Annotated in this window: 22 protein-coding genes; 1 reads left to right on the forward strand and 21 read right to left on the reverse strand. The window is 32.1% G+C overall.

What is annotated here, in order from left to right:
• Nucleotides 1-29: 29 nt before the first annotated feature.
• From hflC to JOC47_RS06580, 3 genes are all read right to left on the reverse strand, one after another.
• Nucleotides 30-896 (reverse strand): protease modulator HflC, encoded by an 867-nt coding sequence (gene hflC / locus JOC47_RS06570; RefSeq protein WP_204701259.1) that lies wholly within the window; start codon nucleotides 894-896, stop codon nucleotides 30-32.
• Complete coding sequence (gene hflK, locus JOC47_RS06575) at nucleotides 897-1,937, reverse strand: FtsH protease activity modulator HflK (RefSeq protein ID WP_204701260.1); 1,041 nt, start codon at nucleotides 1,935-1,937, stop codon at nucleotides 897-899. It abuts the gene before it with no gap.
• Between the two features lie 196 nt (nucleotides 1,938-2,133).
• The gene (locus JOC47_RS06580; RefSeq protein WP_204701261.1) at nucleotides 2,134-4,005 is read right to left on the reverse strand and encodes an HD domain-containing phosphohydrolase; all 1,872 of its coding nucleotides are present in this window, start codon (nucleotides 4,003-4,005) and stop codon (nucleotides 2,134-2,136) included.
• A 175-nt stretch (nucleotides 4,006-4,180) separates the two neighbouring features.
• Here JOC47_RS06580 and JOC47_RS06585 point away from each other — a divergent pair, with 175 nt between their 5' ends.
• Nucleotides 4,181-4,909: a hypothetical protein gene (locus JOC47_RS06585; RefSeq protein WP_204701262.1), complete on the forward strand. Its 729-nt coding sequence runs from the start codon at nucleotides 4,181-4,183 to the stop codon at nucleotides 4,907-4,909.
• 44 nt (nucleotides 4,910-4,953) lie between these two features.
• Here the strand turns inward: JOC47_RS06585 and JOC47_RS06590 are convergent, their stop codons facing one another.
• From JOC47_RS06590 to glgA, 18 genes are all read right to left on the reverse strand, one after another.
• A complete protein-coding gene (locus JOC47_RS06590) occupies nucleotides 4,954-5,673 on the reverse strand; it encodes a DeoD-type purine-nucleoside phosphorylase (protein WP_204701263.1) in 720 nt (239 codons plus the stop codon).
• A gap of 21 nt (nucleotides 5,674-5,694) precedes the next feature.
• Nucleotides 5,695-6,093 (reverse strand): hypothetical protein, encoded by a 399-nt coding sequence (locus tag JOC47_RS06595; protein ID WP_204701264.1) that lies wholly within the window; start codon nucleotides 6,091-6,093, stop codon nucleotides 5,695-5,697.
• Nucleotides 6,094-6,206: 113 nt separating this feature from the next.
• Nucleotides 6,207-8,135 (reverse strand): methyl-accepting chemotaxis protein, encoded by a 1,929-nt coding sequence (locus JOC47_RS15900; protein WP_204701265.1) that lies wholly within the window; start codon nucleotides 8,133-8,135, stop codon nucleotides 6,207-6,209.
• Between the two features lie 99 nt (nucleotides 8,136-8,234).
• Nucleotides 8,235-9,374 (reverse strand): sugar ABC transporter permease, encoded by a 1,140-nt coding sequence (locus tag JOC47_RS06605; RefSeq protein ID WP_239550955.1) that lies wholly within the window; start codon nucleotides 9,372-9,374, stop codon nucleotides 8,235-8,237.
• 27 nt (nucleotides 9,375-9,401) lie between these two features.
• Entirely contained in the window at nucleotides 9,402-10,925 is a 1,524-nt protein-coding gene (locus JOC47_RS06610; RefSeq protein WP_369127963.1) for a sugar ABC transporter ATP-binding protein, read from the reverse strand.
• A 90-nt stretch (nucleotides 10,926-11,015) separates the two neighbouring features.
• Nucleotides 11,016-12,092 (reverse strand): sugar ABC transporter substrate-binding protein, encoded by a 1,077-nt coding sequence (locus tag JOC47_RS06615; RefSeq protein WP_204701266.1) that lies wholly within the window; start codon nucleotides 12,090-12,092, stop codon nucleotides 11,016-11,018.
• Between the two features lie 549 nt (nucleotides 12,093-12,641).
• Nucleotides 12,642-14,303, reverse strand: coding sequence for a methyl-accepting chemotaxis protein (locus JOC47_RS06620; RefSeq protein WP_204701267.1), 1,662 nt, complete (start codon nucleotides 14,301-14,303; stop codon nucleotides 12,642-12,644).
• A 193-nt stretch (nucleotides 14,304-14,496) separates the two neighbouring features.
• A complete protein-coding gene (locus JOC47_RS06625) occupies nucleotides 14,497-15,510 on the reverse strand; it encodes a PTS sugar transporter subunit IIC (RefSeq protein ID WP_204701268.1) in 1,014 nt (337 codons plus the stop codon).
• Entirely contained in the window at nucleotides 15,494-16,357 is an 864-nt protein-coding gene (nadC, locus tag JOC47_RS06630) for a carboxylating nicotinate-nucleotide diphosphorylase (RefSeq protein WP_239550956.1), read from the reverse strand. Before nadC ends, JOC47_RS06625 begins: the two co-directional genes overlap by 17 nt.
• Complete coding sequence (nadB, locus tag JOC47_RS06635) at nucleotides 16,320-17,957, reverse strand: L-aspartate oxidase (RefSeq protein WP_204701270.1); 1,638 nt, start codon at nucleotides 17,955-17,957, stop codon at nucleotides 16,320-16,322. The genes nadC and nadB overlap by 38 nt, the downstream gene beginning before the upstream one ends.
• 16 nt (nucleotides 17,958-17,973) lie before the next feature.
• Nucleotides 17,974-18,882 carry a quinolinate synthase NadA gene (gene nadA, locus JOC47_RS06640; RefSeq protein ID WP_204701271.1) on the reverse strand — a complete coding sequence of 303 codons (909 nt, stop codon included), beginning with the start codon at nucleotides 18,880-18,882 and terminating at the stop codon, nucleotides 17,974-17,976.
• Between the two features lie 172 nt (nucleotides 18,883-19,054).
• The gene (locus tag JOC47_RS06645) at nucleotides 19,055-19,720 is read right to left on the reverse strand and encodes a hypothetical protein (protein ID WP_239550957.1); all 666 of its coding nucleotides are present in this window, start codon (nucleotides 19,718-19,720) and stop codon (nucleotides 19,055-19,057) included.
• Between the two features lie 110 nt (nucleotides 19,721-19,830).
• The gene (locus JOC47_RS06650; protein WP_204701273.1) at nucleotides 19,831-20,355 is read right to left on the reverse strand and encodes a transcription repressor NadR; all 525 of its coding nucleotides are present in this window, start codon (nucleotides 20,353-20,355) and stop codon (nucleotides 19,831-19,833) included.
• Between the two features lie 193 nt (nucleotides 20,356-20,548).
• Nucleotides 20,549-20,698: a DUF1540 domain-containing protein gene (locus JOC47_RS06655; RefSeq protein ID WP_204701274.1), complete on the reverse strand. Its 150-nt coding sequence runs from the start codon at nucleotides 20,696-20,698 to the stop codon at nucleotides 20,549-20,551.
• Between the two features lie 8 nt (nucleotides 20,699-20,706).
• The gene (locus JOC47_RS06660) at nucleotides 20,707-20,874 is read right to left on the reverse strand and encodes a hypothetical protein (protein WP_204701275.1); all 168 of its coding nucleotides are present in this window, start codon (nucleotides 20,872-20,874) and stop codon (nucleotides 20,707-20,709) included.
• A gap of 66 nt (nucleotides 20,875-20,940) precedes the next feature.
• A complete protein-coding gene (locus JOC47_RS06665) occupies nucleotides 20,941-21,606 on the reverse strand; it encodes a DUF421 domain-containing protein (RefSeq protein WP_204701276.1) in 666 nt (221 codons plus the stop codon).
• 322 nt (nucleotides 21,607-21,928) lie between these two features.
• The gene (gene glgP, locus JOC47_RS06670; RefSeq protein ID WP_204701277.1) at nucleotides 21,929-24,472 is read right to left on the reverse strand and encodes an alpha-glucan family phosphorylase; all 2,544 of its coding nucleotides are present in this window, start codon (nucleotides 24,470-24,472) and stop codon (nucleotides 21,929-21,931) included.
• A 139-nt stretch (nucleotides 24,473-24,611) separates the two neighbouring features.
• Nucleotides 24,612-26,057 carry a glycogen synthase GlgA gene (gene glgA, locus JOC47_RS06675; RefSeq protein ID WP_204701278.1) on the reverse strand — a complete coding sequence of 482 codons (1,446 nt, stop codon included), beginning with the start codon at nucleotides 26,055-26,057 and terminating at the stop codon, nucleotides 24,612-24,614.
• Between the last annotated feature and the right edge of the window lie 29 nt (nucleotides 26,058-26,086).

The raw sequence follows: 26,086 nt of genomic DNA on the forward strand, positions 1-26,086 counted from the left end.
TTTAATCTTTTATTTTTACTGAAAGTTAATTACTTAGTTTCCACATCTATATTATTAAAATACTTCAACAAGTCACTATTAGGGGCTAAAAGCAAAGTAGTCTTTTCTTTCATAGTTTTTCTATAAGTTTCTAAAGTCTTTGTAAATTGATAGAATTCTTTATCTTGATTATAAGATTCAGCATAAATTTCTAAAGCTCTTGCATCTCCTTCCCCCCGCAAAGTCCTAGCCTTTTTGTTAGCTTCTGCTAAAATTATTTTTTTCTCTTTTTCTGCTTGCGAGCGAATATTTTTAGCTTTCTCTTCTCCTTCGGCTCGATATTTATTCGCTTCCTCTTTTCGTTTTGATTCCATACGTTCATAAACAGATTGGGCATTACTTTCCGGCAAGTCCGCTCGTTTAATTCGCACATCTACAATCTCAATTCCTAAGCTTTCACTATCTTCATTACTTTGCTGTGTCACATTTTTCATTATTTCTTGTCTTTCTGGAGAAATTATTTCATCTAACGTATATTCCCCTAATTCAGCTCTCACTTCCGAATAAACTATATCATCAAGCTGAGATTGAGCAGCATTCATAGTTCCAGCACTTTGGTAAAACAACAGTGGATCAACTATCCGCCACCGGGCAAAATTATCAACCTTTAAATTTTTCTCATCTGCTGTATAAATTTCTTTAGGTTCAGCATCATATTCTAAAACTCTTGTTTCAAAGTATCTTGTATTTTGGATGAAAGGTATTTTAAAGTTTAACCCAGGTTCAGTCACAACTTTAACCGGGTCTCCAAACTGCACTACAATTACTTGTTCAGTTTCATCTACTGTAAAAAAGACAAGATTAGCAGCAATTAATAATATAGCTAAAACAAGAACAATCGGAATCAATTTTTTCATCTATTCAGTTCCTCCTTTCAATTTATCTAAATTAAACATCTTTAATACTCCATTTGAGTCTTCGCCTGTTATAACTTTATCCATTTCCGGTAGAATTTCTTCCATTGTTTCTAAATAAAGTCTGGTCCGGGTTACTTCTTTTCCTTGATGGTAGCGTTTTAATAATTGATTAAATCTAGCTACATCACCTTCAGCTTCAGCAATTCTCTCTGCCTTATAGGCCTCAGCATTATTGATGATTTCTGCTGCCTCTCCCCTTGCTTCAGGAATTATTTGATTGCGATATGCTTGCGCTTGATTCATTTTTTTCTGTTTATCTTCTTTAGCACTAGCTACATCACGATAAGCATCTTGTACTGGTTCAGGTACTGAAACATCTTGGAATAGAAAATTATTAATATGAATTCCCGCTTGATATTCATCCAATAAATTCTGCAGCAACTCCTTCGCTTCTAATTGAATTTCTGTCTTTTTATCTGTTAAGACATCATTAATATTATTCTGTCCAATTACCTGTCGCAAAGATGCTTCAGATGCATCACGGACTGTGGAATTTGGCTTATTAATCCAAAATAAATATTGAATTGGATCTTTGATCTTATACTTGACTACTGCTTCAGCAGATACAATAGCTAAATCTCCTGTTAACATCAGTGATTCATCCTTCACCTGTTCATATCTAGCTGGTGGCCCAGGATCAATAGTCCTAAATCCAATCTCTATTCTTCTGACTTTTGTTACTTTTGGCGTATGAACTTCCTCAATTGGAAACGGCAAATGATAATGTAAACCAGATTCTGTCTGCCGCACATACTCCCCAAATCTTTTTACTACTCCCACTTCTTTTGGTCCTACTTTATAAACCCCAGTTGATAAATACAAAGCTATTAAAACTAACAAAATAATCCAAATTGGTAAACCACTAAATAACCCACTGCCAGAATTTTTCTGCCCTTGATTAATATCAGTTACTTCATCTTCCTCTGTATCAGCAGGATCTTGATCAGTAAATAATAATTTTACATCATCGAAAAACCCCATTAAATTACCTCCTACTTTAATTGTTTTTTTATTATTCTAACCTAATTGTATCATTTCTTCTTAAATTTTAAATGACCTTTTTCTAATCAATAAAAAAGACTACCAAGTCATAATCTACCTAGTAGTCTAATAAACAATCTATTTAACATCTAAATCAAACTATTCAATTTTAACTTTACTACTATCCTTATTATTTTCAAATTTCTTTTAATTGCATAAAAGCGTCTACTACACTAGGTGCAAATTGACTTCCTTTATTTTCTTTAATAATTGCTAAAGCTTTACCCTCTGGCATAGCCTTGCGATAAGATCTAGTTGAAGTCATGGCATCCCAAGCATCAGCTACAGAAATAATTCTGGATTCAAGGGGGATTTCTTCTGCTATTTTTCCTTCAGGATAACCTTCTCCATTCCAGTATTCATGATGATATAATACATATTGAGCTATTTTCTTTAAATTTTTAGAATTACTTAATATTTTATAAGCCCATTGTGGATGTTTTTTAATTATTTTATATTCTTGAGTAGTTAAAGCAGAAGGTTTATTTAATATTTTTTTACTAATTAAAATTTTACCTATATCATGCACTAATCCAGCCCAATATATTTTATCTATCTCTTCAGAATTTAATCCCATTTTTTTAGCAATTTTTTTAGCTACTTCAGCAACATTCTCTGAATGGCCTTTTGTATATTGGTCATGAATTTCTAAAGTCCTAATCATAGCAATTATTATCTCTCTTTTAACTGCTCCTTGTAAATCATTATACTCTTTAATAGTGTAAAATGAAGTAGCTAAATTTCTAAATGATTCTAGCATCTTTTTATCACTATCACTAAAATGATCATTATTGCTATTAGCAATATCTAATGAAATTCTTATTTTTTTAATATCATCTTTTAGAAAAATATCTAAATAAAGTGATTCTTTTATTTCTTTGAATACTAAATCTAACTCATCTATTATCTTCCTTGGTAAAACTGCTTTCATTTTTTCCGAATTATAAATTTCAATTACTTTTTTCTCTGCTAATTGCTCTTCTGAATTATATAAATAATCCCGTTTCAAATTTAATTCTTTTAATAGTTCAGTTCCATACCCAATTGTATTAATAGTTACCCAATGTTCTCCATCATATTTAGCAACACTACCATAATCTGCTACATCTATTAATTTAAGAGCTACTTCTAATAAATCTGATAAAAATAAAATTTCATTCTGCAATGAAGAACGACTTAAATAATTTGATAAGTCAATTAAATTCTCCAGTCCTACGCTAAGATTTTTAGCTTTTGATAAAGTCATCTCTAATTGTTCTTTACTCTGTTGCTGTTCACTAATATCTCTAGCTATAGAGACAACTACTTTCTTCTTATCTATTTCCATAGTATGAGCATTAATTTCTACAGGAATTTTCATTCCTTGTTTAGTCATATGCTCAGTTTTAAACCGTATAGAACCTTTTTCTTTTAAAGTTTTAATAACTTTTTTATAATCATCTTCAGTTAAAATAGAACTATCAATATCCTGGGGCGACATTTTGAGTAACTCTTCTTTATTATAACCTAAAGCTTGACAAGCTTTTTTATTAACTTCAAGAAATTCTCCTAAACCATCTTCAGTGATTCTATGAATAAATACAGCATCATTTAATTTATTGAATATCCCCCAATATTTTTTCTCTAATTCTTTTGATTTCAAAAATAATTCACGCATATTTAATAAATTACAAATTCTAATTTTTAATGCTGCTTTAGTAATCGGCTTACGAATCACATCATCAAATAAATATTCAGATTTTTTATACTCTTCAGCCTCATTAGTAGTTAATAATAAAATAGGAAGAAATCTTAATTCTTGTTTTTTAGCGACTTTTTGCAATTTATTCTGTATTTCACTAATATCACTTTGGTCAATTATCATCAAATCATAATCAATATCATCAACAGTACTATCAATGTTGTATTCCCCATTTAATAATTCATTCAATATTTTTGAATTTTCATCACTAGTATTTAAAAGCAAAATATTGGTCTCTTTTTTTAATAATGTGAGTATATCATTCATAATTTACACCCCACCTTCTTAGCTTTGCAACCAAAATAATAGTTCCACTATACTTTTAATTATTCTCCTTCGAAGAAATAATACCTTTTTCGACATTTAAAATATATAAGATTTTATTATTTCTTAATTATTTAGTATAATAATATCTAACATCTAATATAATGAGGTGAAATTTATGAATAATAAATTAATTTCTCTATTTTTAACGTTTATTTTAATTTTAACCGTAACTGTAATTGCTCATGCTGAAACTATTTCTTTACTTTCTAATAGCACTTTAACAGCAACTCCTCAATCATTATTCATCGCAGTGGAAATCACAGGGGCAGATGAAAACAAAGCACACTTAAAAAATCAATTTACAACTTATATTAAAAAATTTAAAAAAGATTTAATTGATAACAGCAGTCTAAGCAGTTCAAATATTTCTCAATCGGAAATTATAAACTCATCTTATATTAAAAAAACAGGATATAACAATCCTCAAGTTTATGAAAAAAGAGTGCAACTAAAATTAACTCTTAATCACAAAAATACAGAGGAAATTCAAGCTAACACAGAAAAGATCATTGATTTAATTGCTGATAATAATCCTCGCTATCATAATGCTCAATATAATTCTTTATCTGAATTAGAATTAGACTATGAAGAAGCATATTATTTCTTTGCTAATCCTCAAAAATTAGAAATCCAATTATTTAATAATCTTTTACAGCAAAATAAAAGAAAATCTGAAACTTTAGCTCAATTATTAGCTAGTAATTCTTTAACATTAACTAAAATTGAAGAACTTAAAGCAGCTAATATAAACAATCAGAAACAAAAAATTAATCGTAAGCAACCACAAGTTCCTAAAGAAATAACATTAAAAACTACTTTTAGAGTTGAATACCAATTAAAATAAAAAACTAAAAAAGACTTCTCCGCTTGGAGAAGTCTTTTTAATAATTATCCAAATACTGTAGTTACCGTATCTAAAACCATATCTGTCATCCGGTCTACTCCTTCTTGAATTTTCTCTTTATCAGCTCTAGTTTGGTCAAAAATATGATCAGAAACTGTCAATACAGTAGCAGCTCTTAACCCATATTTAGCTGCAATATTATATAAAGCAGCTGTTTCCATTTCTGCTGCTAACACTCCACGTTCTGATAGTTTTTTCAACTGTTCAGTATAATTATCATCTTTACCATAAAAATAATCAGAAGTTACAATTTCTCCTACATGCACAGGCATATCTAAATTTAAAGCACTCTGATATAAATTGTGAATTAACTCAAAGTCAGCTGGAGGAGCAATAATAAGATCCTCTTCTAATTGATTCATTGTTGTTCCAGAAGTTGCAGCAGATTGAGCTATTATTAAATCAGCGGGATCTAAATCTTGAGTTAAAGCACCACAAGTTCCCACTCTAATTAAAGTTTCTGCTCCCAACATCTTCAATTCTTCTAAAATAATCGAGATAGATGGTACCCCCATTCCTGTAGTCTGAATGGAAACGTCTATCCCATTAAATTTTCCAGTATAACCATACATCTCACGATATTCATTATATAGTTCCACATCCTCTAAAAAGTTTTCTGCCATATACTTTGCTCTCTGAGGATTACCAGGTAATAATACAATATCAGCTACTTCACTTTCTTCAGCTTCAATATGAATCGGCATTTTTTAACCTCCTTGGAAAATTTATATTAATTGTAGTATTTTATCTATTTTATTAGCTAATTCATTAAAATCATAGCCTCTATTTTCTAAGTTTGACAATTCTGCTTCCTCTAATTCATCATAAACCTTTTCTAACAGTTCAACAATTTCTTCAAAATGAACTACATAATCATATGTCTCTAACTTTTCACCATTATCAATAAATTTAAGTACGTTTCCATCTCGCTCCTCAAAATCAAAATTTATCTCTATTTTTTCTCCTCTAATATGATGGGGACAGCTAGAAAATTTAGTTAGCTTATAAGCAGTATCTTGAATATAACCTTTTATCTGCTGCGCTTTATCTCTTTTATCTTCCCAGCTAGCTAATTTTTCATTGATCTCGTCCAATAAATGAAATTTTTTTCTAGTTTTAGTCATGGCAAACCCCTCCTAAAAAATAATATATTTACTATTATATATTTTCTACTTTTTACTCTTAATTCCTCTATATTTATCCATTTTTTTATCATTTATTTATCACAGGAGGGCATTTATAATTCATAATCTTCTACTAACCCTTTTAAATCCTGGGCCAACTGGGCTAATTCCTGCGCAGATCTGCTTATTTCTGAAGACATACTATCTAAATCATCAGTAGCAGTATTAACTTGATCACTATTAGCCGCTAATTCTTCAGCGGAGGCACTAGTTTCTTCAGTCGAAGCACTAGTATCTTCAATCAAATCTGCAATTTCAGAAAATCCATTGCCAGTCTTTTCGATCAATTCTGTTCCTTCATCAGTTTTTTCAACAACTTCATCTATTTCCTGCCGACCTTTTTGTGACTGTTGTTGCGTTTCTTGGATTAATTGATTGGCTTTCTCTGTAGCTTGGGCTGTTTCATCTGCTAAATCCTTAATCTCATCTGCTACTACTGCAAAACCTTCTCCAGCTTCTCCCGCCCTAGCTGCTTCAATACTAGCATTTAAAGCTAATAAATTAGTCTGTTCTGCAATCTCATTAATCATATCTACTATTTCCCCAATTCGTTGGGAGGTGTTATCTAAATTATCAATAGTTTCTTTAGTTTCTTCGACAGAATTATCCACTTCTTTCATTTTAGAAATAGTTTGATTAATTAACTTTTGACCCTCATCTGTTTTTTCATAAGTTTGTTGTGCCAAATCCGCTAATTCTTGACTACTTCTCGAAATTTGATTAATCCCTTGAATCATATCTTGTACATTATCAGTAGTAGTATCAATAGCTGCATTACCTTCCTGTGCTGAAGCAGACAACTGTTGACTATAAGCCGAAATATCTTCAATTGAAGATAAGACCTGTTCTAAAATATTTTGCTGAGCATCAATCATATTATTAAACTCACTTACAATTTTCCCAATCTCATCATTACTATCGAATTGTAAACGAGTGGTTAAATCACCATTAGCAATTTGTTTGAACTTTTCAAAAATAACATTGATCTTTTCATCCACTTTATTAGCAATAAATAACACTAATAAAATTACAACCACTGTTACAGATAAAATGATTTTCAGCATAGTAAATAAATTATCTTGTTGACTTTTAGCTAATTTATCTTTGGAAATACCATAAGCTACCGTTGCAACTTTTTCACCAGCAACATTTTTTAGCGGTTGCTCAAACATTATATAATTATTTTGTAATTCTTGGGGTGCAGCTTTTATGCCTGTTTTTTGACTCCAAAATTTATTCGCAGCCGTAACGTAATCTTCCTTCAATTTAATACCAGAAAAATAAGTTTCGCTCTTTTTGGAATTGTTTAATACTATATTATTAAGTTGCCCACTATATAAATTAGTATTGTTATTCAAAATCTCTCCCACTACAAAAGCGCCCACTAATTCATTAAATATTTTAACAGGAACTACACTCATTAATACTAAACCATCCTGCTTGTTGCCATTAACCACTAACTGTTGACTAATTTTATTCTTAGGAGTATCCTCTTTAGCTAATACATCTGCAGGATAATTCACATAAGTATTAAAAGTCTCTTGTTCCTCTCGCAGTTTTTTGAAAACTTTTGGAAAAGGTAATTGATCTTGAAAATTACGGCTATTATTACCACGACGAATTACAGCTCCCTTAGGGGTTACAAAAGTAGCAAAATCAATACTTTCACTATCAATTACTTTTTTTAGTTTAACATAAATCATTGCTGGATGTTCAGCCTTAATTTGATTCATTAATTCAGTATTTCTCAACAATCCAGTTCCAATCTGTTTTAATCTCGTTGCTCTAGTATCTAAAAAACTCTTTACTACTTTTAAATTAGTTTGGCCTTGGTTATTTAATTCCCCCCGCAATATATCTTGATTAGACCTTTGAATAAAGAAACCAGTTATGATTAGAGGGATTAGTACAATCAACATCATTATTATTAACAATTTCCATTTAATTGATAGACTGCGCCAGGAAAAGTTCACTAAATCCACCTTCCTCCACAAAATTATAGATTAAATTTAAATTGGACAATGGAAGCCGGATGGCTTCCATTGAAAATTACAAATTTAATTAATCTATTTCTTATTAAATTACTCTTTACTACTTACTGTATCATACCAAACTGCAAAGATAATAATTAGACCTTTTACGATATACTGGTAAAATGTGTTGATCCCTAATAAACTCATTCCGTTATTTAAAATACCAATTACAAATGCACCAATAATTGATCCTGTAATGCGTCCATAACCACCTGTGAAACTAGTACCTCCAATTGCTACAGAGGCAATTACATCTAATTCTAACATTTTACCTAAGTTAGGGTTAGCACCATTTAAACGGGACGCAAGAATAATCCCTGAAATACTAGCTAAAACTATATTAGATGTAAAGACAAACATCTTAACTTTAAATATATTTAAGCCAGATAAACGAGAAGCCTCTTCATTACCACCAATAGCATAAATTGCTCGACCTAATTTAGTATTTCTTAAAATAAAGACACCAATCATTATAATTACTGCAAAGATAGCTACTGGCACTGGAATCCCTTTATAACTACCAAATACTGCTGCAGCAAATAAGATTCCTACCGTACTTGCTACCATATTAACTATTGTATCGAACTTACTCACTTCAGTCCCGAATTCTTTTTTCTTCTGATTAGCTTTAATAATAGCATAAATACTTCCTATCAAGGCTATTCCTAAAATAATTAAACTAGGAACTTGAGGAATATATCCTCCGCCAATGACCCCAAATAAATCATTTCGCACCGGAACAGAACTACCATCAGTAATTACCATTGCTAAACCACGGGCAATAGTCATCATACCTAAAGTAATCAAGAACGGATGAATATCATATTTAGCGATCCAAAATCCATTCCATAAGCCAATACCTACACCGCAAAGTAGAATAGTTAAAATTACTGAAACCCAAACTCCTAAGCCAGCCTGCATCAATAAAGTTACTGTTACTGCTGATAAACCTACTATTGAACCAACAGATAAGTCAATACCTGCTAATAAGATTACCATTGTCATTGTAACAGCAATAATACCTCTAATTGTTGTCTGTCTAGTTAAATTTGTTAAGTTTCTTGGCGTAAAGAAAGACGGTGCTAAAGTAGTAACTAAAATAGCTAATCCAATCAGTGCCAATAAAGTCCCATTTCCTTCAATCAGTTTTTTCAGATAATACATTGTTCCTTTATTATTATTATCCATTTTTTTACCTCCTACTAAAATTTATCCTTAAAAGTTACCTGAAGCGTATTCCATAACTTTTTCTTTAGTTGCTTCGGCTCGGTCTAATGTTGCCACTGCTTCTCCTTCACACATTACTAATACCCGATCACTCATACCTAATACCTCTGGTAATTCAGACGAAATCATGATTACCGTTACACCTTGTTCCACTAATTTATTCATCAACCGATGAATTTCAACTTTAGCTCCCACATCAATACCACGCGTTGGTTCATCTAAAATCAAAATATCCGGATCCGTTGTTAGCCATTTTCCAATAACTACTTTCTGCTGATTACCACCACTTAAAGTAGCTACATTAGCATCTATACTCGGCGTCTTAATTGATAATTGATCTACATATTCTCTAGTATTTTTTCTTTCTTCTTGTTCATTCATAACTCCCATAGTAGAAAACTTACTTAAGGAAGCTGCAGAAACATTATCAACAACATTTCGAGTTAATAGTAAACCAATCTCTTTTCTATCTTCTGGAATTAATCCTATACCGTGTTCTACTGCTTCTTCAGGAGAATTAATCTCAACTTTATCTCCTCTAATATAAACTTCACCATGAGTATCATCAGGATAAGCACCAAAGATTCCAGAAACTAATTCTGTTCTTCCTGAACCCATTAAACCTGCAATACCTAAAATTTCTCCTTTATAAGCTTCAAAAGAGACTCCCTTTACTTTCTTTTCTCCTTCACGCAGTGGATGGTCTACTTCTAAATCTCTAACTTCTAATGTTTTTTCTCCCCGCTCAAATTTTTCTTTAGGGAACATTTCATCTACTTCATCTCCAACCATCCTTGTAATAATACCATCTAGAGTAATATCTTCAATCTTAGTAATATCTCCAATACTTTTACCATCTCTTAAGACAGCTACTCTATCTGCTATCTGTTCAATCTCTTCCATCTTATGAGAGATAAAGACCATACAAACACCTTGTTCTTTTAATTCATTAATTACTCTAAATAATTCATCAACTTCTGAATCAGTTAAAGCAGAAGTCGGTTCATCTAAGACTAAAATTTCTGCATTTAAAGATAAAGCTTTAGCAATCTCAATCATCTGCTGCTTACCAACTGTTAAATCCTTGATTAAATCTGTCGGTTCAATATCATAAATATTTAACCGAGCTAATACTTTTTCTGTTTCATTATATAGTTTACCCCAATTGATACTTGGTCCATTAGTATACTGCCGATCAAGAAAAATATTCTCTGCTACACTCATCCCAGGAATTAAATTTAATTCCTGATGAATAATAGCTACTCCAGCTGATTCTGCTTCTTTTGTATTAGCAAATTTTTTCCGTTCACCTTTGATATATATTTCGCCTTCATGAGTAGAAGCAGGATGAACTCCACTTAATACTTTCATTAATGTTGATTTACCTGCCCCATTTTCACCAACTAAAGCCAATACTTCTCCTTTATATGCCTTCAAATTAACATGGTCTAGTGCTCTAACTCCAGGAAAATCTTTGATGATGTCCTTCATTTCTAACATCACTTCAGACAATTCTATCACCTTCTCTAGTCATTATTTTAACAACCCCTTTCAGAAATTCAATTCCGAAAGGGGCTGTTGTGTGTTAATTATTAATTATTCTTACTCTCCAAAAATATCTTCTTCACTGTGGAAACCAGCTTCAATTACTGTATCTTGGATATTATCTTGTGTTACTCTAACAATTGGAGTTACAATTGTAGGAACTTCTTGATATCCATTGTCAATCATGCGGTCAATATCAGCTTCAACTACATTTGTTACCTCTTTATCCGGATTGTTCGCAAGCTTAAATGCAATCTGAGCTGCCGTCTTAGATAAAGGCTTGATCTTCTTAAAGATTTCAACTGTCTGCTTACCTTGCTCAACAAATCTAATATTAGTTAAGTCAGCATCAGAACCTGCTACAAATACTTTACTAGTATCAGCTAAACCTTGAGATTCTAGAGCTGCAATAACTCCTCGTGCCATTCCACTATTGTTACAAATAAATGCATCAATGTTGTTATTATACTTATTTAACGCATTTTCAGCAGTCGCCATAGCTTTATCAGGAGACCAACCTTCATGAGACTGTTCTACGACTAATTCTAATCCATCATGCTGGTCAATGATTTCTTTTGCTCCACTACTCATATAACGAGCATTAGAGTCACCAGGCTGCCCTTTAATTAAAGCAACATTTCCTTCAACTGCACCTTTATGTTCCTTGAACCATTTAACCATTTCTTTACCTTGTAGCGTTCCAACGGCCCAACTATCCTGCATTACGTGAATATCTAACGGACCATTCTGCAGCATAGAGTCATATCCTACTACTTTAACGCCTTCTTCATGTGCTTTTTCAACCATTGCACCAGCTGTCCCCGTATTAACTGGTTGTAGTACAATTACGTCTACACCTTTAGCTAGCATATTTTCAAATTTAGACATTTGTAGAGAAGATTTATTATTAGCAGAATCAAATACTACTTCCGCTCCTAAAGATTCTGCTTCTTCTGTAAAGTATCTTCTATCTTTCTTATATCTTTCTTCCTGCATCGTCTTCAATAAGAAACCAATCTTAATTTTACCATCATCTTCATCATCACTGCCACCAAACCAACCTGCAAATGCCATACTACTAAATAGAGTCAACGCCAACGTAACAATTAATAGAATACTTAACTTTTTCTTCATCGAATCCCTCCACTTTTTAAATTTTCTGAATTTTCAGCAAATAACCTTATATAGCTGATGTGGATTATAAAATTATAGGGATCATACATATTACGAGTTATATTATTCTAGGGGCAAATTATAAACTAATAATTTATTATTAGACCCTGCTTATTATTAAATATCATAATAATACTACTAATCATCCTTGCTTATATGCTTTTTCATCTTATAAAAGGAAGTTTACGGTTGCTCTACTATCTATCCTCACCTCCTTTTAAAACTAAAAAGAGCTAGAGAAACCTCTTGCTCCACCATAGAAATAATATAGAAGCCCCACTTCTCTATGATGCAACCAGAGTTTTCCCTAGCTCTTGCCTAATCTAATCAGTAACACGCTAGATGAAAAACGCAAATAATTATTAACTTGTACTTAAAATTATAATAGTCTCTGGTTACTTTGTCAAGAAATTTTTAAAATATTTCCGACTTTTTTCACTTTTTTATCACAATCTTCTCATATAATTACCTTCTATGCTATAATTATAATTCCTTCTTTTTAATTAAATTTTATAAATTATATTCTTCGACTAATTGTTGCAATTCTTGTGCTAATTGAGCTAATTCCTGTGCTGAATTACTTATTTCTGCAGACATACTATCTAAATCATCAGTAGCAGTACTAACTTGGTCACTATTAGCAGCTAATTCTTCTGCCGAAGCACTAGTTTCTTCAGTCGAAGCACTAGTATCTTCAATTAAATCAGCGATCCCAGAGAATGCCTCTCCTGTTTCTTCAATCAATTCTGTTCCTTCATCTGTTTTTTCAACTACTGCTCCTATTTCCTGTCGACCTTTTTGAGATTGCTGCTGTGTTTCTTGAATTAAATGATTTGCTTTTTCTGTTGCCTGAGCTGTTTCATCAGCTAGATCTTTAATCTCATCTGCGACTACCGCAAAACCTTCTCCCGCTTCTCCAGCTCGAGCTGCTTCAATACTAGCATTTAAAGCTAATAAATTAGTCTGCTCTGCAATCTCATTAATCATATCTACTATTTCACCAATTTCTTGTGAAGTATCATCTAAATTATCAATTGTACCTTTAGCTTCTTCAACTGATGTATCTACTTCATTCATTTTAGCAATCGTTTTATTAATTAATTTTTGTCCTTTATCTGTTTTTTCATAGGTCTGCTGTGCTAAATCAGCTAGTTCTTGACTACTTCGAGAAATTTGATTAATTCCCTGAATCATATCTTCTACATTAGCAGTTGTAGTATCAATAGCTGCATTACCTTCCTGGGCTGAAGCCGATAATTGTTGACTATAAGCCGATAAATCTTCAGTTGTATTTAATATTTTCTCTAAAATTTCCCTTTGATCTTTAATAGCTTGATTAAATCCCCTTGCTAAGTCACCTAATTCATCTTCGCGTTCTAAATTAACTTGAGTATTTAAATTACGCTGGGCAAAATCCTGCACACTAGTTAATATTTTGTCAATTCCATTAGTGATATATTTAGATACCATAAATATTACTAAGGCTACAATAACAGTTCCTACAACAAAAACACCTAAAATAATCATTAGAGTATTTCTTTTTACTTTATTAATTCTCCCCTTAGCACTATTTAAAGTAGAATTAATAACTGACTCATAACTTCCTGAACCAACTAACCATTCTGTTCCTGGAATTTGTTCAACATAACCAAATTTAACTTCTTTTTCACCAGTATTAGGATTAGCATACACATACTCCACAAAATGTTTATCATTTTCTAAAGCTTCAGCAAATGATCTAATGATATACTTTCCATTACTATCTTGTAACCCCCAACGATTAGTACCTTCTAAATCAGGGTCTGGTGGCAAAGAAATAGTTTCACCCTGATTATCACCTTTATACTTATAAATGAAAAAATAACCTGCTTCCCCAAATCTAACATCTTTGTTATGCTCTACAATTAATTGTCTTAATTCTTCTTGTGACAGTTGCGATTGATTCCTTTGATATACTTCTCCTAAACTTTGCGCCATGGAATGAACTGCATTCTGAATTCTTTCTTTTTCTTTTTCTAGTAGTACTTTTCTTAAATTAGAATTATTTCTATCTTGTAAACTATCAAATTGATTATTAATAATCAATCCCAGCACCAACATTACAATTAAAAAAGTACCGCCCACACCTATTAGAATTTTATTCTTAATTGATAAGTCCTTAATCCATTTCACAGTTCCACCTCCCTATTCTACTTTTAAAACAAACTAATCTATATTTATTTTTAATTATATTTGTAGTGTTAATTATTTAATTCCACATAATTTTACATATTCCTTTATTATTTTTTGATTTATTATATTTTTAGTCAAAAATAACCAAAAAAATAATAAAGTGGGCATCTGCCCACTTTAACTAAAAGATATTTTATAGATCTAACAATAGATCATTTTCTTTAATTAATCCCCATTTACGCATTAATTCTGCAAAAATAATAGTTAATATTGCGGGGAGAATAAAATGAAGTAGTAAAATAGGCCATAAAACATTAGAATTCATTGCTTCAATAGTACCAAACTGTCCTACTAAACCAGCTGTTCCCATTCCTGAACCAATTGGAATATTCTTCATTTTAAAGACTGTTGTTGCTAATGGCCCCAAAATTGCCCCACTTAAAGTTGGCGGTATCCAGACCAGAGGATTATGCACAATATTCGGCATCTGCAGCATAGATGTTCCCAATCCCTGACTGACTAAACCGCCCATCCCATTTTCTCGATAACTCATTACAGCAAAGCCAACCATTTGAGCACTACAACCTACAGTAGCAGCACCAGCAGCTAAACCACTTAATTTTAGCATTAATCCAATTGCTGCACTACTAATTGGTAAAGTTAACGCCATCCCCATTAAAGTAGAAACTATAACTCCCATCGGAACTGGCTGTAATTGAGTAGCCTTCATAATCACTTGCCCTAAATATTTCATAAAACTATTAATCCCCGGGCCAACAAATTTAGCCATTAAGCCCCCGGTAATAATTACTATACTAGGAGTCAACACAATATCTAATTTTGTTTCTTTAGAGATCAACTTCCCAAATTCTGCTCCAATTACTGCTGCTAAAAAAGCTCCCACCGGACCACCAAGTTCTGCCCCAGCTCCTCCTGTAACAGCTGAAGTAAACATTACTAAAGGTGGAGCTTCTAGTCCATAAGCAACAGCTACTCCAATTGCTGGTCCCATCATTGTTTTAGCTATTTCATAAAAATCAATCAATAACGGTATATTTAACTTTTGGCCTAATACTTTCAAAATTAAACCTACAATTAGTGAAGCAAATAATCCTTTAGCCATTGAACCTAAGGCCTGAATTCCATAACGCTTAACTGATATTTCAATATTCTTTTTAGCTAAAAATTCTTTAAGCTGTTTTCCCATTATTATCACTCCCTACTAAATCAAAACTAATATCTAAGGAATTACTGCTATGAGTTAGTGCTCCTACAGAAATTATATCAACTCCTGTTTTAGCAACATCTACCACTGTAGATGCATTAATTCCACCAGAAGCTTCAACTATTGCTCTTCCATTTATCAACTCTACTGCTTCTTTCATTAGATTTACTTCCATATTATCTAACATTATTATATCAGCTTTTGCTCTAAGTGCCTCTTCAACCTGCTCTAAAGTTTCAGCTTCTACTTCTATTTTAACTGTATGTGACACATTATTTCGCACCTTATCTACTGCAGCCCCAAGACTTGCTACAGCTGCTAGATGATTATCTTTAATCATTACTGCATCATATAATCCCTGCCGGTGATTAAAACCTCCACCTAAACGGACTGCTGCTTTTTCTAAAATTCTTAACCCCGGAGTTGTCTTCCGAGTATCTACAATTCGCACTTCAAAATCTGCTACCAGATCACTAAATTTTCTAGTTGTAGTAGCTATACCAGACATCCGCTGTAAAAAATTCAAAGCTACTCGCTCTGCTGTTAATAAAGAAGCAGTAGCACCACTAATTTCTGCAATTTTGCCTCCTGCTCTTACTCTAGCTCCTTCATCAACACAAGCTTCAAACTCAATTTCATTATCTAAAGTGCTAAACACAAGTTCGACCACTTCTAAACCAGCTACTACTCCTTCTTCTTTCACCTTAATAATTCCCTGACTAATTTGACCAGAATCAATCAATGACTCAGTAGTCAAATCTCCAGTTCCTATATCTTCTTCTAAAGCCATTTTAATTTTTTGTAAAACTTGAGGTTTCTTTAAATTCAATTTTTTCTGCCCTCCATTCATTTTGACGCTGTATTACAATATGTTTTTTCCATTCTGCTCTAGATTGAGGATAATTTATCCGATAATGAGCCCCTCTACTTTCTGTTCTTAACAGCGTAGATTTCATAATTAAATAAGCAACAGTTAACATATTTTGTACTTCCCAAGCCTTAACTTCAGTTAAACGCAATTCTAATAACTGTAATTTTTCCTCTATCTCCCTTAAAGCAGTTTGTAAATCATTTTGCTTTCTAATTATTCCTACACTACTCATCATTAAATTTTGCAATTTTCTTTTTAAGCTTGTTAAATCTATATCTGATTTATTGATTTTAGCTGCACTATTAAAATTGAATTCAGTAACTAATTTATAATCTTCTTCTTTAATTTTTTCAGCAGCTCGATGACCATAAACTAAACCCTCTAACAAAGAATTACTTGCTAATCTATTAGCACCATGCACAGCTAAACAAGCAGTTTCTCCACACGCATATAATCTTTGCACACTAGTTTGAGCATCAATATTAATTTTAATACCACCCATAAAATAATGAGCTGCAGGCTTAACTGGAATATAGTCCTGACTAATATCAATTCCTAAGGCTAAACAGTTTTGATAAATAGTCGGAAATCTGCTCTTAATAAAATCTGCACCTAATTCAGTTAAATCTAAGTAGACATAATCTTCTTCCTGTTCTACTAATTCCTGCTTAATAGCTCGGGCTACTATATCACGCGGAGCTAATTCAGCTGATTCATGGTATTCTGACATAAACCTTTGACCATTAGCAGTTCTCAACTTAGCTCCTTCTCCTCGTACAGCCTCGGAAATCAAAAATTCATCAGCATCTTCTATATTCAATACTGTAGGATGAAATTGCATCATTTCTAAGTCCATTACTTCTGCTCCAGCCCGATAGGCCATAGCAATTCCATCTCCAGTTGCAACTTCTGGATTAGAAGTAAATGAATATAACTGTCCACTACCACCAGTAGCTAATATAACAGCTCGAGATTGATAAAGCAAATATTCATCTGCCTCTTTATCATAAACATATGCTCCATAACATCTATTATCTTCGGTAATTAGGTCCACAACAAAACTATTATCCTGACCTTTAATTTGAGGATGCTGACGAACTTGCTCCACTAACTTATTACTAATTTCTTTTCCTGTCGCATCACCACCAGCATGCAGAATTCGAGATTTGCTATGACCTCCTTCTTTAGTCAAAGCAAAATTTTCATTATTTTTATCAAATTCAACTCCCCAAGCAACTAATTTTTCAATCTGCTCTTTGGCCTCCGAAACTAATATATCTACAGCACAAGGAGTACACAATCCCGCTCCAGCTTTAATAGTATCTTGATAATGCATCTCAGGACTATCTTCCTTGGCCCAAGCAGTAGCAATTCCACCTTGAGCATATCTAGTATTACTCTCTGCAAAACTTTCTTTGCTTAAAACAGTTACCTCTCCTGCTTCTGCAAGTTCAAGGGCAGAAGTTAAACCAGCAATGCCAGTTCCAATCACTAAATAATCAGTAGTTATTCTTTTACAATTATTCATATTTAAATTAACTAGATATCTAGGCAGCATATTATCAACCTCATCTTTAATTACTTAATTTTAACATCCTATTTAGAGCCTCTTGAGCCTTACTTCTAATTTCTTTAGGAACAGTAATTTGATAGTTCATATTTTCTAAAGCTTCTACTATATCACTTACTGTTGTTAATTTCATATTTTGACAGATCAACCCCTGACTTAAAATGTAAAATGTCTTATTAGGATTATCCTGTTGTAACTTATGTAAAATTCCCATTTCAGTTCCTACTACAATCTTTTCTGTATCAGTCTTTTGAGCATAATCTATAATTTGAGCAGTACTCCCCACAAAATCTGCTGCTTTTACAACTTCTGGATCACATTCGGGATGCACTACAACTTTAGCTTCCGGATGAATATCACGCACCTGTTTAATATCTGCTTCTTTAACACGGCAATGAGTTGGGCAATAGCCAAGGTCACAAATAATCTCTTTATCTGTCTTTTGAGCTACATAATTACCCAGATTTTTATCTGGAACAAAAATAATTTTTTCACTATCTAAACTTTCTACAATATCTACTGCATTTGAAGATGTGCAGCATACATCACTCTCAGCCTTGACCGCAGCTGAAGAATTAACATAACAAACAACTGTAGCTTCTGGATATTCTGTCTTTAATTCTCGCAAATCATCTATTGACATCATTTCTGCCATCGGGCAACCAGCATTTCTTTGCGGCAGTAATACAGTTTTGTCAGGAGATAAAATTGCTGCACTTTCAGCCATAAATTTAACCCCACAGAATACAATAGTTTCAGCTTCCAAATTAGCAGCTTTTCTACTTAAGCCTAATGAATCACCTGTATAATCTGCTAAATCTTGAATCTCATCTTCTTGATAATTATGGGCCAAAATCACTGCATCTTTCTTCTTCTTCAAATTATTAATTTTAGCAACTAACTTTTCTTTCATTTTTTCCACCACCTAAAATAATTTAACTTTCGTTAATTTTATCACTTTTATCTAATTTTATAATCTCCTTTGTGTAATGTCAAGTGTCTTTACACCTTATTTAATAATAAAACAGTAGATAAGAATTAGCTTATCTACTGTAATATATAGCTTATATTTAAAATAATCAATATTAATTCTGCCAGGATCTAATTAAAGACGAAACCCCTTGAATAAAGAATACACCAGCTACCCAATAATAAACAAAATCAGGATAAAGTAAAATTAAAGCTCCTACTCCTAAGTAAATGATCCCCGTAAAAAGTAAACTTGCCCGCTCTGTTTTATTCGTTTTTTCACTCACGATATCAGCCACCTTTATAAAACTTGTGTGATCTAGGAGAGTATTCCAAGTCCAAGAATGTAAATTAGAGTCTAACAATTCATTTCTCACTTCACGCCAAAAATAAGGGAAAAAGACAATATTCAAAAATATACCAATTAAAAATAGACTTAATAAGTAAGTTACGCCTGAATAATAATCACCCCAAGTTAATAGCAATCCACTTTCATCCATGAAGAGTCCTAAACCTATACCATAAATAATAGCAGCCTGTCGGCGATTAAAATAATTAGACCCCACAATCGAAATCCAAGCTGCAAAACAAATTAATAAAATACCAAAATAAAAATGATGTACATGATGACCAAATAGAATTATATTACGCCCAATATGAAAAGTAGCATCGGGAGTTAAACCTTCTTTAGCTACTTGAGCAAATTTAGTTTCTGCTGAACCTGCTATTAAAACCATTAGTCTAATTGTCAAAAATGAAAGCAAATAAGAAATAGTAATCAAAAAAGGTATCCTCTCATCCTTTTTGATAGTGACTTTAACCACCCCTTTCTGATTAACTTCAAATATATCTTACTTACTATAGATATTTTTATTATTTATCAAATACTAAATTAATAATCCTCTAGTATAAATCCTTTTTCTTTTAATTTATCTTTAATCAAAGTTAAAACCTCTTCATTTAATGCTTCTATAGTATGCAAATGTACTCCATCCGTTAAAGTTGATAACGGTTTTACTTCTTTATTTTCATAATCTTCCATAAAATCTTCCAAATCAGATTTGGATTGAATTACTAACCTTCCTTTCAGTTCACCATACATAGGGTGTTCTACTACTACATCAGCAATCCGTCCTCCATATTTAATAATTGTCTCTAATTCTTCTTGTACATCTTCTGCAGCAACTCCATGTTGACAAGCAATTATTTGCTGAACCATATTATCATTATTATCAGAGATTATATACCCTTTTGAAGTAGCTAAAATCTCATGCCCTTCAGCTCTCAATAACGCAATATCCTGTACTATCACCTGGCGGCTAACTTCAAATAAATCAGCTAAGTTGGAACCAGTAATTGGAGATTGACTAACTTGTAATTTATTTAAAAGTTCTTCCCTTCTATCTGTGGTAGACATATTATGCACCTCGCAATACTTTTTTTCTAAAATAATTTAATATTTTGTCTGCTACTAAGTTACAAATTAATAATCATTTTTAATTTGTATCAATTATAACATATTGTTCCTGAATTACAAACTAAAATTTATCCTAATTACTATTGAAAAGTTCAAATTACAAAAAGTCGACCTTTTCAGGCCGACTTTAAATCTATTCTCTCAAAAAATTTTTACATTTAGTCTGCGCTGCCCTTCGAGCAAATTCTCCATTATCATCACAGGTCACAGTAATTTCTTCTAATGAACAATGTTTCTTAACATTATTAGCACAACTTTCTACATTACATTTTATTTTGGCCATCAAACCACCTACTCAAAATCATCTGGGCTATAATCACGATTCTTTTCTCGATTTTTTCTTTTTTTCTCATCAATACCTGGTAGTTCTTCTCCTGCTTCCATATCATCTGGATTATAATCAATCACTAATTCATCATCATCTTCTTTTTGGCTCTTGTTCTTAGGATCATGTTTCATTTTATCCCCCCTCTAAAAATTAATATACCCAATTCAAAGCAAAAATTAAGTTAAAACTAAAATTAATTATTTAGTAGACAGATAAAGATTTCCATCAGTTTCAATAGCTAGAATTAATACTTCTGATATATCATCAATCATTCTTTTTTTTAATTCAGTTGTTAACCACTTCTTATCTAAATCTACTTCCTCTAATGCAGTATAATTGATACCACCATCTTCAATCAATACTATCGGCAACCCTTCATAACCTGTTTCTAACCCTAAATTCTCAGGAGTTAAATTCCTCTTTTGTGATTTAGGAACAACTGTTAACTCTCCTGAAGTTTCTAAGACAGCAAATTCAACATCAGAAATATTAAAAATATCTTTTTCCCTTAATTGAGTTAATAAATCATGAGTTGTATAACGATTATGCCTCATTTCTTCCGTCATTATCTTCCCATTTTTAATCAAAACTGATGGCGTACCATTAACTAATTTTCTAATTGTATCATTTTTAAGTGATAGATAAGAAACTAAAATTTCAACTCCCACTAAAGTAAAAATAGGTATTAAGCCTTTAACTAACCCAATTGATTTGTCTTCAATAATCAACACTCCTAATTCTGCTATCATCAATGATACTACTAAATCAATCGGAGTTAATTCACCTACTTCTCTTTTACCCATCAATCGCATTCCAATTAAAATCATGCCGTAAATCAATAAAGTACGAAAAAACATATCCATAATCTTATCACCTACACTTTTTCTATATAAAGCTTCACTTTGGAGTGAAGCTTTATAGCTAGAAGTAAGTAGCTAGGAGTTAGTAGTTAAAAACATAAAATCAAATTCAAAACCTAAAACATTAACCTAGTATTCAATAATTCAAAGCTGTGAACTGTTTTTTGGTTTTGAATTTACTACTAGCTACTAGCTTTTATCTACTAGCTAGTGGCACGATAGTGCCACTTTATATAGATATTATTCCATGAATCATATGAAATTATTAACTTCAAAAAAATAAAAAAGCACTGAGCAAAAAGCCCAGTGCTTAGTAATCATCTAGTTAAATCCACTCTATTAATCCTAACTCATGCTTAGTACTTAAATCATCATCATTTGGTACTACTCTAAAGGTATATTCATAATCTCCACTTTCTTCTAACTTTACTGCCATAGAATAAGAGTAAATATTACCTCGTACATTCTCATCTAAATCCATTGGAATAATCTCGGCTTCTGGAACCTCATCTACATTAGAAACCAAATATAATTCCACTGTTACATCTTCTGGCGCTAAGTTTCCTAAATCAACTTTAGCTCCTACATTTAATTTTTCCTGTACTGCAAATTCTCCTTGGTCCCCTTTAGACTGAGAAGAAATTTTTACTTGATTCCAATTAGATCTTACTTTATCTTTCCAAGCAGCTAATTCTTTAGCTTTAGCAAAGTCATTGTTTTGTACTTCTTTACCTCGCTCATAAGCAGGCATATATAAATTCTGAGTATATTCTTGAACCATTCGATCAGTACTATATACCGGTGCAGTAGTTTTCATAGCATTCTTCATGCGCTTAACCCATTCAACTGGAATACCATTTTCATTATCATGATCATAATATAATGGAACAATTTCATCTTCTAAAATTTCATACAATGATTCACTATCAATTTCATCTTGTTTATAGCGATCATCATACTCTGCTTCATATCCAATTGCCCAACCGTTATAACCATTATATCCTTCAACCCACCAACCATCAAGAACACTAAAGTTCAATCCACCATTGGCAGATACTTTCTGTCCACTAGTTCCGCTAGCTTCTAATGGTCGACGAGGATTATTTAACCACACATCAACACCGCGCACTAAATATCTAGCTAAATTCATATCATAATCTTCTAAAATAATCACTTTATCTTTAAATGCTTCTCGCTGTGAAATATCATGTATTTCTTTAATTAATTCTTGACCAGGAACATCAGCTGGATGTGCTTTACCAGCAAATATCAACTGTACTTCTTTTCCTTCTTGATTACATATTTTCCTTAAACGTTCTAAATCTCTAAAAATTAAATTAGCTCGCTTATAAGTAGCAAAGCGACGCGCAAATCCAATTGTTAAAGTATCTTTATCTAATAAATCAGAATTAGCTAATCTAACATTGCTATATCTCTTTCTTCTTTCTAAATCTCTATCTCTAATATGATCAATTAATTGTCCTTTTAAATCTTTATGAACCTGCCAGAATTCTTCTTCGGGAATATTTTCAACGGATTGCCACATTTCTTCATCTTCAATATTGTTTCTCCAACCGTCACCTAAATAATCATCAAGTACTTCTTCCCACTCGGGAGCCAACCAAGTCAAAGTATGAATTCCATTGGTGATATAATCGATTGGATTCTCTTCTTTTGGTACATCAGGCCAAATATCTTCCCACATTTCACTAGAGACTTCTCCATGTAATTCACTAACTCCATTACTAAATTGAGCTAAACGTAGGGCTAATACAGTTAAACAAAATTCATCCGAATCTTCTTCATGTACATATCCAAGTTCCATAAATTCTTCTTTAGTCAAACCAATGCTTTTCCAATAATCAGAGAAATATCTCTCTTTTAGTTCTAATGGGAAAGTTTCATTTCCGGCCGGAACTGGAGTATGAGTAGTAAATACACTATTAGCAGCTACAGTCTCTAAGGCTTCATTGAAGTCTAAATTGAAATCATCCATTAGGTCTTTAATTCTTTCTAATCCTAAATAAACAGAATGACCTTCATTCATATGCCACACTACAGGCTCATAACCTAATTCATATAAAGCACGAGTACCACCTACACCTAAGACAATTTCTTGGGCAATACGAGTTTCATCTCCTCCTCCATACAAACGAGAAGTTAACTGTTTATCTTGTTCACTATTTTCTGGAACATTAGTATCTAATAAGTAGACCTTAACTCGCCCTACTTCCACCTTCCAAACTTTAACTTTAATCATTCTATCAGCTAATTTAACTTCTATTTTAAGTTCATTACCTGCTTCATCAGTAACTGTCTCTAATGGCAAATCATCAGTGTCTAACTCAGGATATAATGCTTTTTGCCATCCCTCTTTATTAATTCTTTGCTTGAAATAACCATACTCATAAAACAAACCTACTCCTACAAAAGGAAGTCCTAAATCACTAGCAGATTTACAGTGGTCTCCTGCTAATACTCCTAAACCACCAGAGTAAATAGGTAAAGATTCATGAAACCCAAACTCAGCTGAAAAGTAAGCAATCACCTGGTCATCCCCTATACCAGAAAAATTCTGGTCAAACCAAGTATTTTCTTCTGCTAAATATTCATTAAATTGATTCATAACATTTTGATATTGTTTCATAAATTCTTCATTTTCTACAACTTCTAATAGTCTTTTATGACTGACTTTAGATAAAAAGATAATTGGATTTTTATTATCTTCCCATAACTCAGCATCGATAATTTCAAATAATTCTTCTGCTTTATAATTCCAGCACCACCATAAATTCTGGGCCAACTTCTCTAAACCAGATATTTCTTCAGGTAATTCTGGATAAACTGACAATTTTCCGAAATTTTCCATAAAACCCCTCCATTTGTTTATAAATCTCCGTCTAATAAATTTTTATTCTAATTCTCTTATGTATAACTACTATATTTTAATTAAGTCATAACAATAATAGAATTATTGTAATTTAAATTAGAGAAAAAATCTAATTAACTTATACCTTTTGATATAGGTCAATATATTCTTGAGCTGAATTATACCAGCTATAATCACTTTCAATTGCTCTTTTTACTAATTTCTCCCAAACTTCTGCTTCATTTTTATAATAGCTTAATGCTCTTCTAATCGTATATAACATATCTTGAGCACTATAATCAGTAAAGCTAAATCCATTACCTTCGCCAGTGTGTTCATTATAAGACTCAACGGTATCGTTTAGTCCTCCAGTTTCTCTCACAATTGGTATTGTCCCATAACGTAAACTAAATAATTGTCCTAAACCACAAGGCTCAAATTGAGAAGGCATCAAGAACATATCACTAGAAGCATAGATTTTCTGTGCTAAGTCTACATCATATTCAATATTGGCAGCTAATTTATTAGGATATCTTTCCGCTGCTGCTTTAAACATTTCTTCATATTCACTATTCCCAGTACCTAAAAGTACAAATTGCAAGTCTTCTTGCATTAATTCATCAATTACTTCTCTAATTAAATCAAATCCTTTTTGTGGCACTAACCTACTGATTATAGAGATTACTGGAACATCTGGGTCCTGAGGCAATCCCATTTCTTCTTGTAGCTTTAATTTATTTTCTTCTTTTCCAGCTAAATCATTAGCATCAAAATTTGCATAAATTCTATCATCAGTAGCTGGGTCATATTCATCATAATCAATACCATTTACGATCCCATATAGATCTTCAGAGCGATAACGTAATACATAATCTAATCCTTCGCCAAAATAAGGTGTTTGAATTTCATCAGCATAAGTCTTACTCACAGTATTAACAGCATCAGCAAAACTAATACCTGTTTTCATATAATTCACTTGATTATCATGTTCTATCTTAGGTAATAAATCAGAACTCAAAGCTAAAGTATCATCTAATATATCTAAACCAAACTGACCTTGATAACGCAAATTGTGAATTGTATAAATAGTCTTAATATTTTCATAAAAAGAATACTGTTGATATTGTGTTTTTAACATAGCACTTAAAGGACCTGTTTGCCAATCATTACAGTGGATAATATCAGGTTGAAAATCAATCCTAGGTAACATTTCAATCACTGCTCGACAAAAGTAAGCAAATTGAACATGCTTATCAGGATTTTCATATAAATTTGGGCGATCAAATTTTTCTTTGTTATCAATTAAATAAGTAGGCACTCCTTTATTTTCTAAGCGGTCAACACCTACATATTCATCTCGCCAAGCTACATTAGTTCTAAAGTGTGTAATATTTTCTGTTTGAGCTAAATATTCATTATCTATCTGTTGAGTATACTCCGGCATTACTACTCGTACATCATGCCCTTGTTTCTTAATTTCTCGAGGCAAAAATCCAGCTACATCAGCTAAACCTCCTGTTTTAACAAACGGAACTACTTCTGAAGATACAAATAATATTTTTAATTCATCATCGTTTTTTCCCATGATTAATTATGCCCCCTTTTAGGCTATTA

This window comes from Halanaerobacter jeridensis (assembly GCF_016908315.1).
GTDB lineage: Bacteria > Bacillota > Halanaerobiia > Halobacteroidales > Halobacteroidaceae > Halanaerobacter > Halanaerobacter jeridensis.

Coding starts and splice junctions, on each gene's coding strand:
- hflC (WP_204701259.1), bottom strand. CDS start 896: ATGAAAAAATTGATTCCGATTGTTCTTGTTTTAGCTATATTATTAATT.
- hflK (WP_204701260.1), bottom strand. CDS start 1,937: ATGGGGTTTTTCGATGATGTAAAATTATTATTTACTGATCAAGATCCT.
- JOC47_RS06580 (WP_204701261.1), bottom strand. CDS start 4,005: ATGAATGATATACTCACATTATTAAAAAAAGAGACCAATATTTTGCTT.
- JOC47_RS06585 (WP_204701262.1), top strand. CDS start 4,181: ATGAATAATAAATTAATTTCTCTATTTTTAACGTTTATTTTAATTTTA.
- JOC47_RS06590 (WP_204701263.1), bottom strand. CDS start 5,673: ATGCCGATTCATATTGAAGCTGAAGAAAGTGAAGTAGCTGATATTGTA.
- JOC47_RS06595 (WP_204701264.1), bottom strand. CDS start 6,093: ATGACTAAAACTAGAAAAAAATTTCATTTATTGGACGAGATCAATGAA.
- JOC47_RS06605 (WP_239550955.1), bottom strand. CDS start 9,374: ATGGATAATAATAATAAAGGAACAATGTATTATCTGAAAAAACTGATT.
- JOC47_RS06615 (WP_204701266.1), bottom strand. CDS start 12,092: ATGAAGAAAAAGTTAAGTATTCTATTAATTGTTACGTTGGCGTTGACT.
- JOC47_RS06625 (WP_204701268.1), bottom strand. CDS start 15,510: ATGGGAAAACAGCTTAAAGAATTTTTAGCTAAAAAGAATATTGAAATA.
- nadB (WP_204701270.1), bottom strand. CDS start 17,957: ATGCTGCCTAGATATCTAGTTAATTTAAATATGAATAATTGTAAAAGA.
- nadA (WP_204701271.1), bottom strand. CDS start 18,882: ATGAAAGAAAAGTTAGTTGCTAAAATTAATAATTTGAAGAAGAAGAAA.
- JOC47_RS06650 (WP_204701273.1), bottom strand. CDS start 20,355: ATGTCTACCACAGATAGAAGGGAAGAACTTTTAAATAAATTACAAGTT.
- JOC47_RS06655 (WP_204701274.1), bottom strand. CDS start 20,698: ATGGCCAAAATAAAATGTAATGTAGAAAGTTGTGCTAATAATGTTAAG.
- JOC47_RS06660 (WP_204701275.1), bottom strand. CDS start 20,874: ATGAAACATGATCCTAAGAACAAGAGCCAAAAAGAAGATGATGATGAA.
- JOC47_RS06665 (WP_204701276.1), bottom strand. CDS start 21,606: ATGGATATGTTTTTTCGTACTTTATTGATTTACGGCATGATTTTAATT.
- glgP (WP_204701277.1), bottom strand. CDS start 24,472: ATGGAAAATTTCGGAAAATTGTCAGTTTATCCAGAATTACCTGAAGAA.
- glgA (WP_204701278.1), bottom strand. CDS start 26,057: ATGGGAAAAAACGATGATGAATTAAAAATATTATTTGTATCTTCAGAA.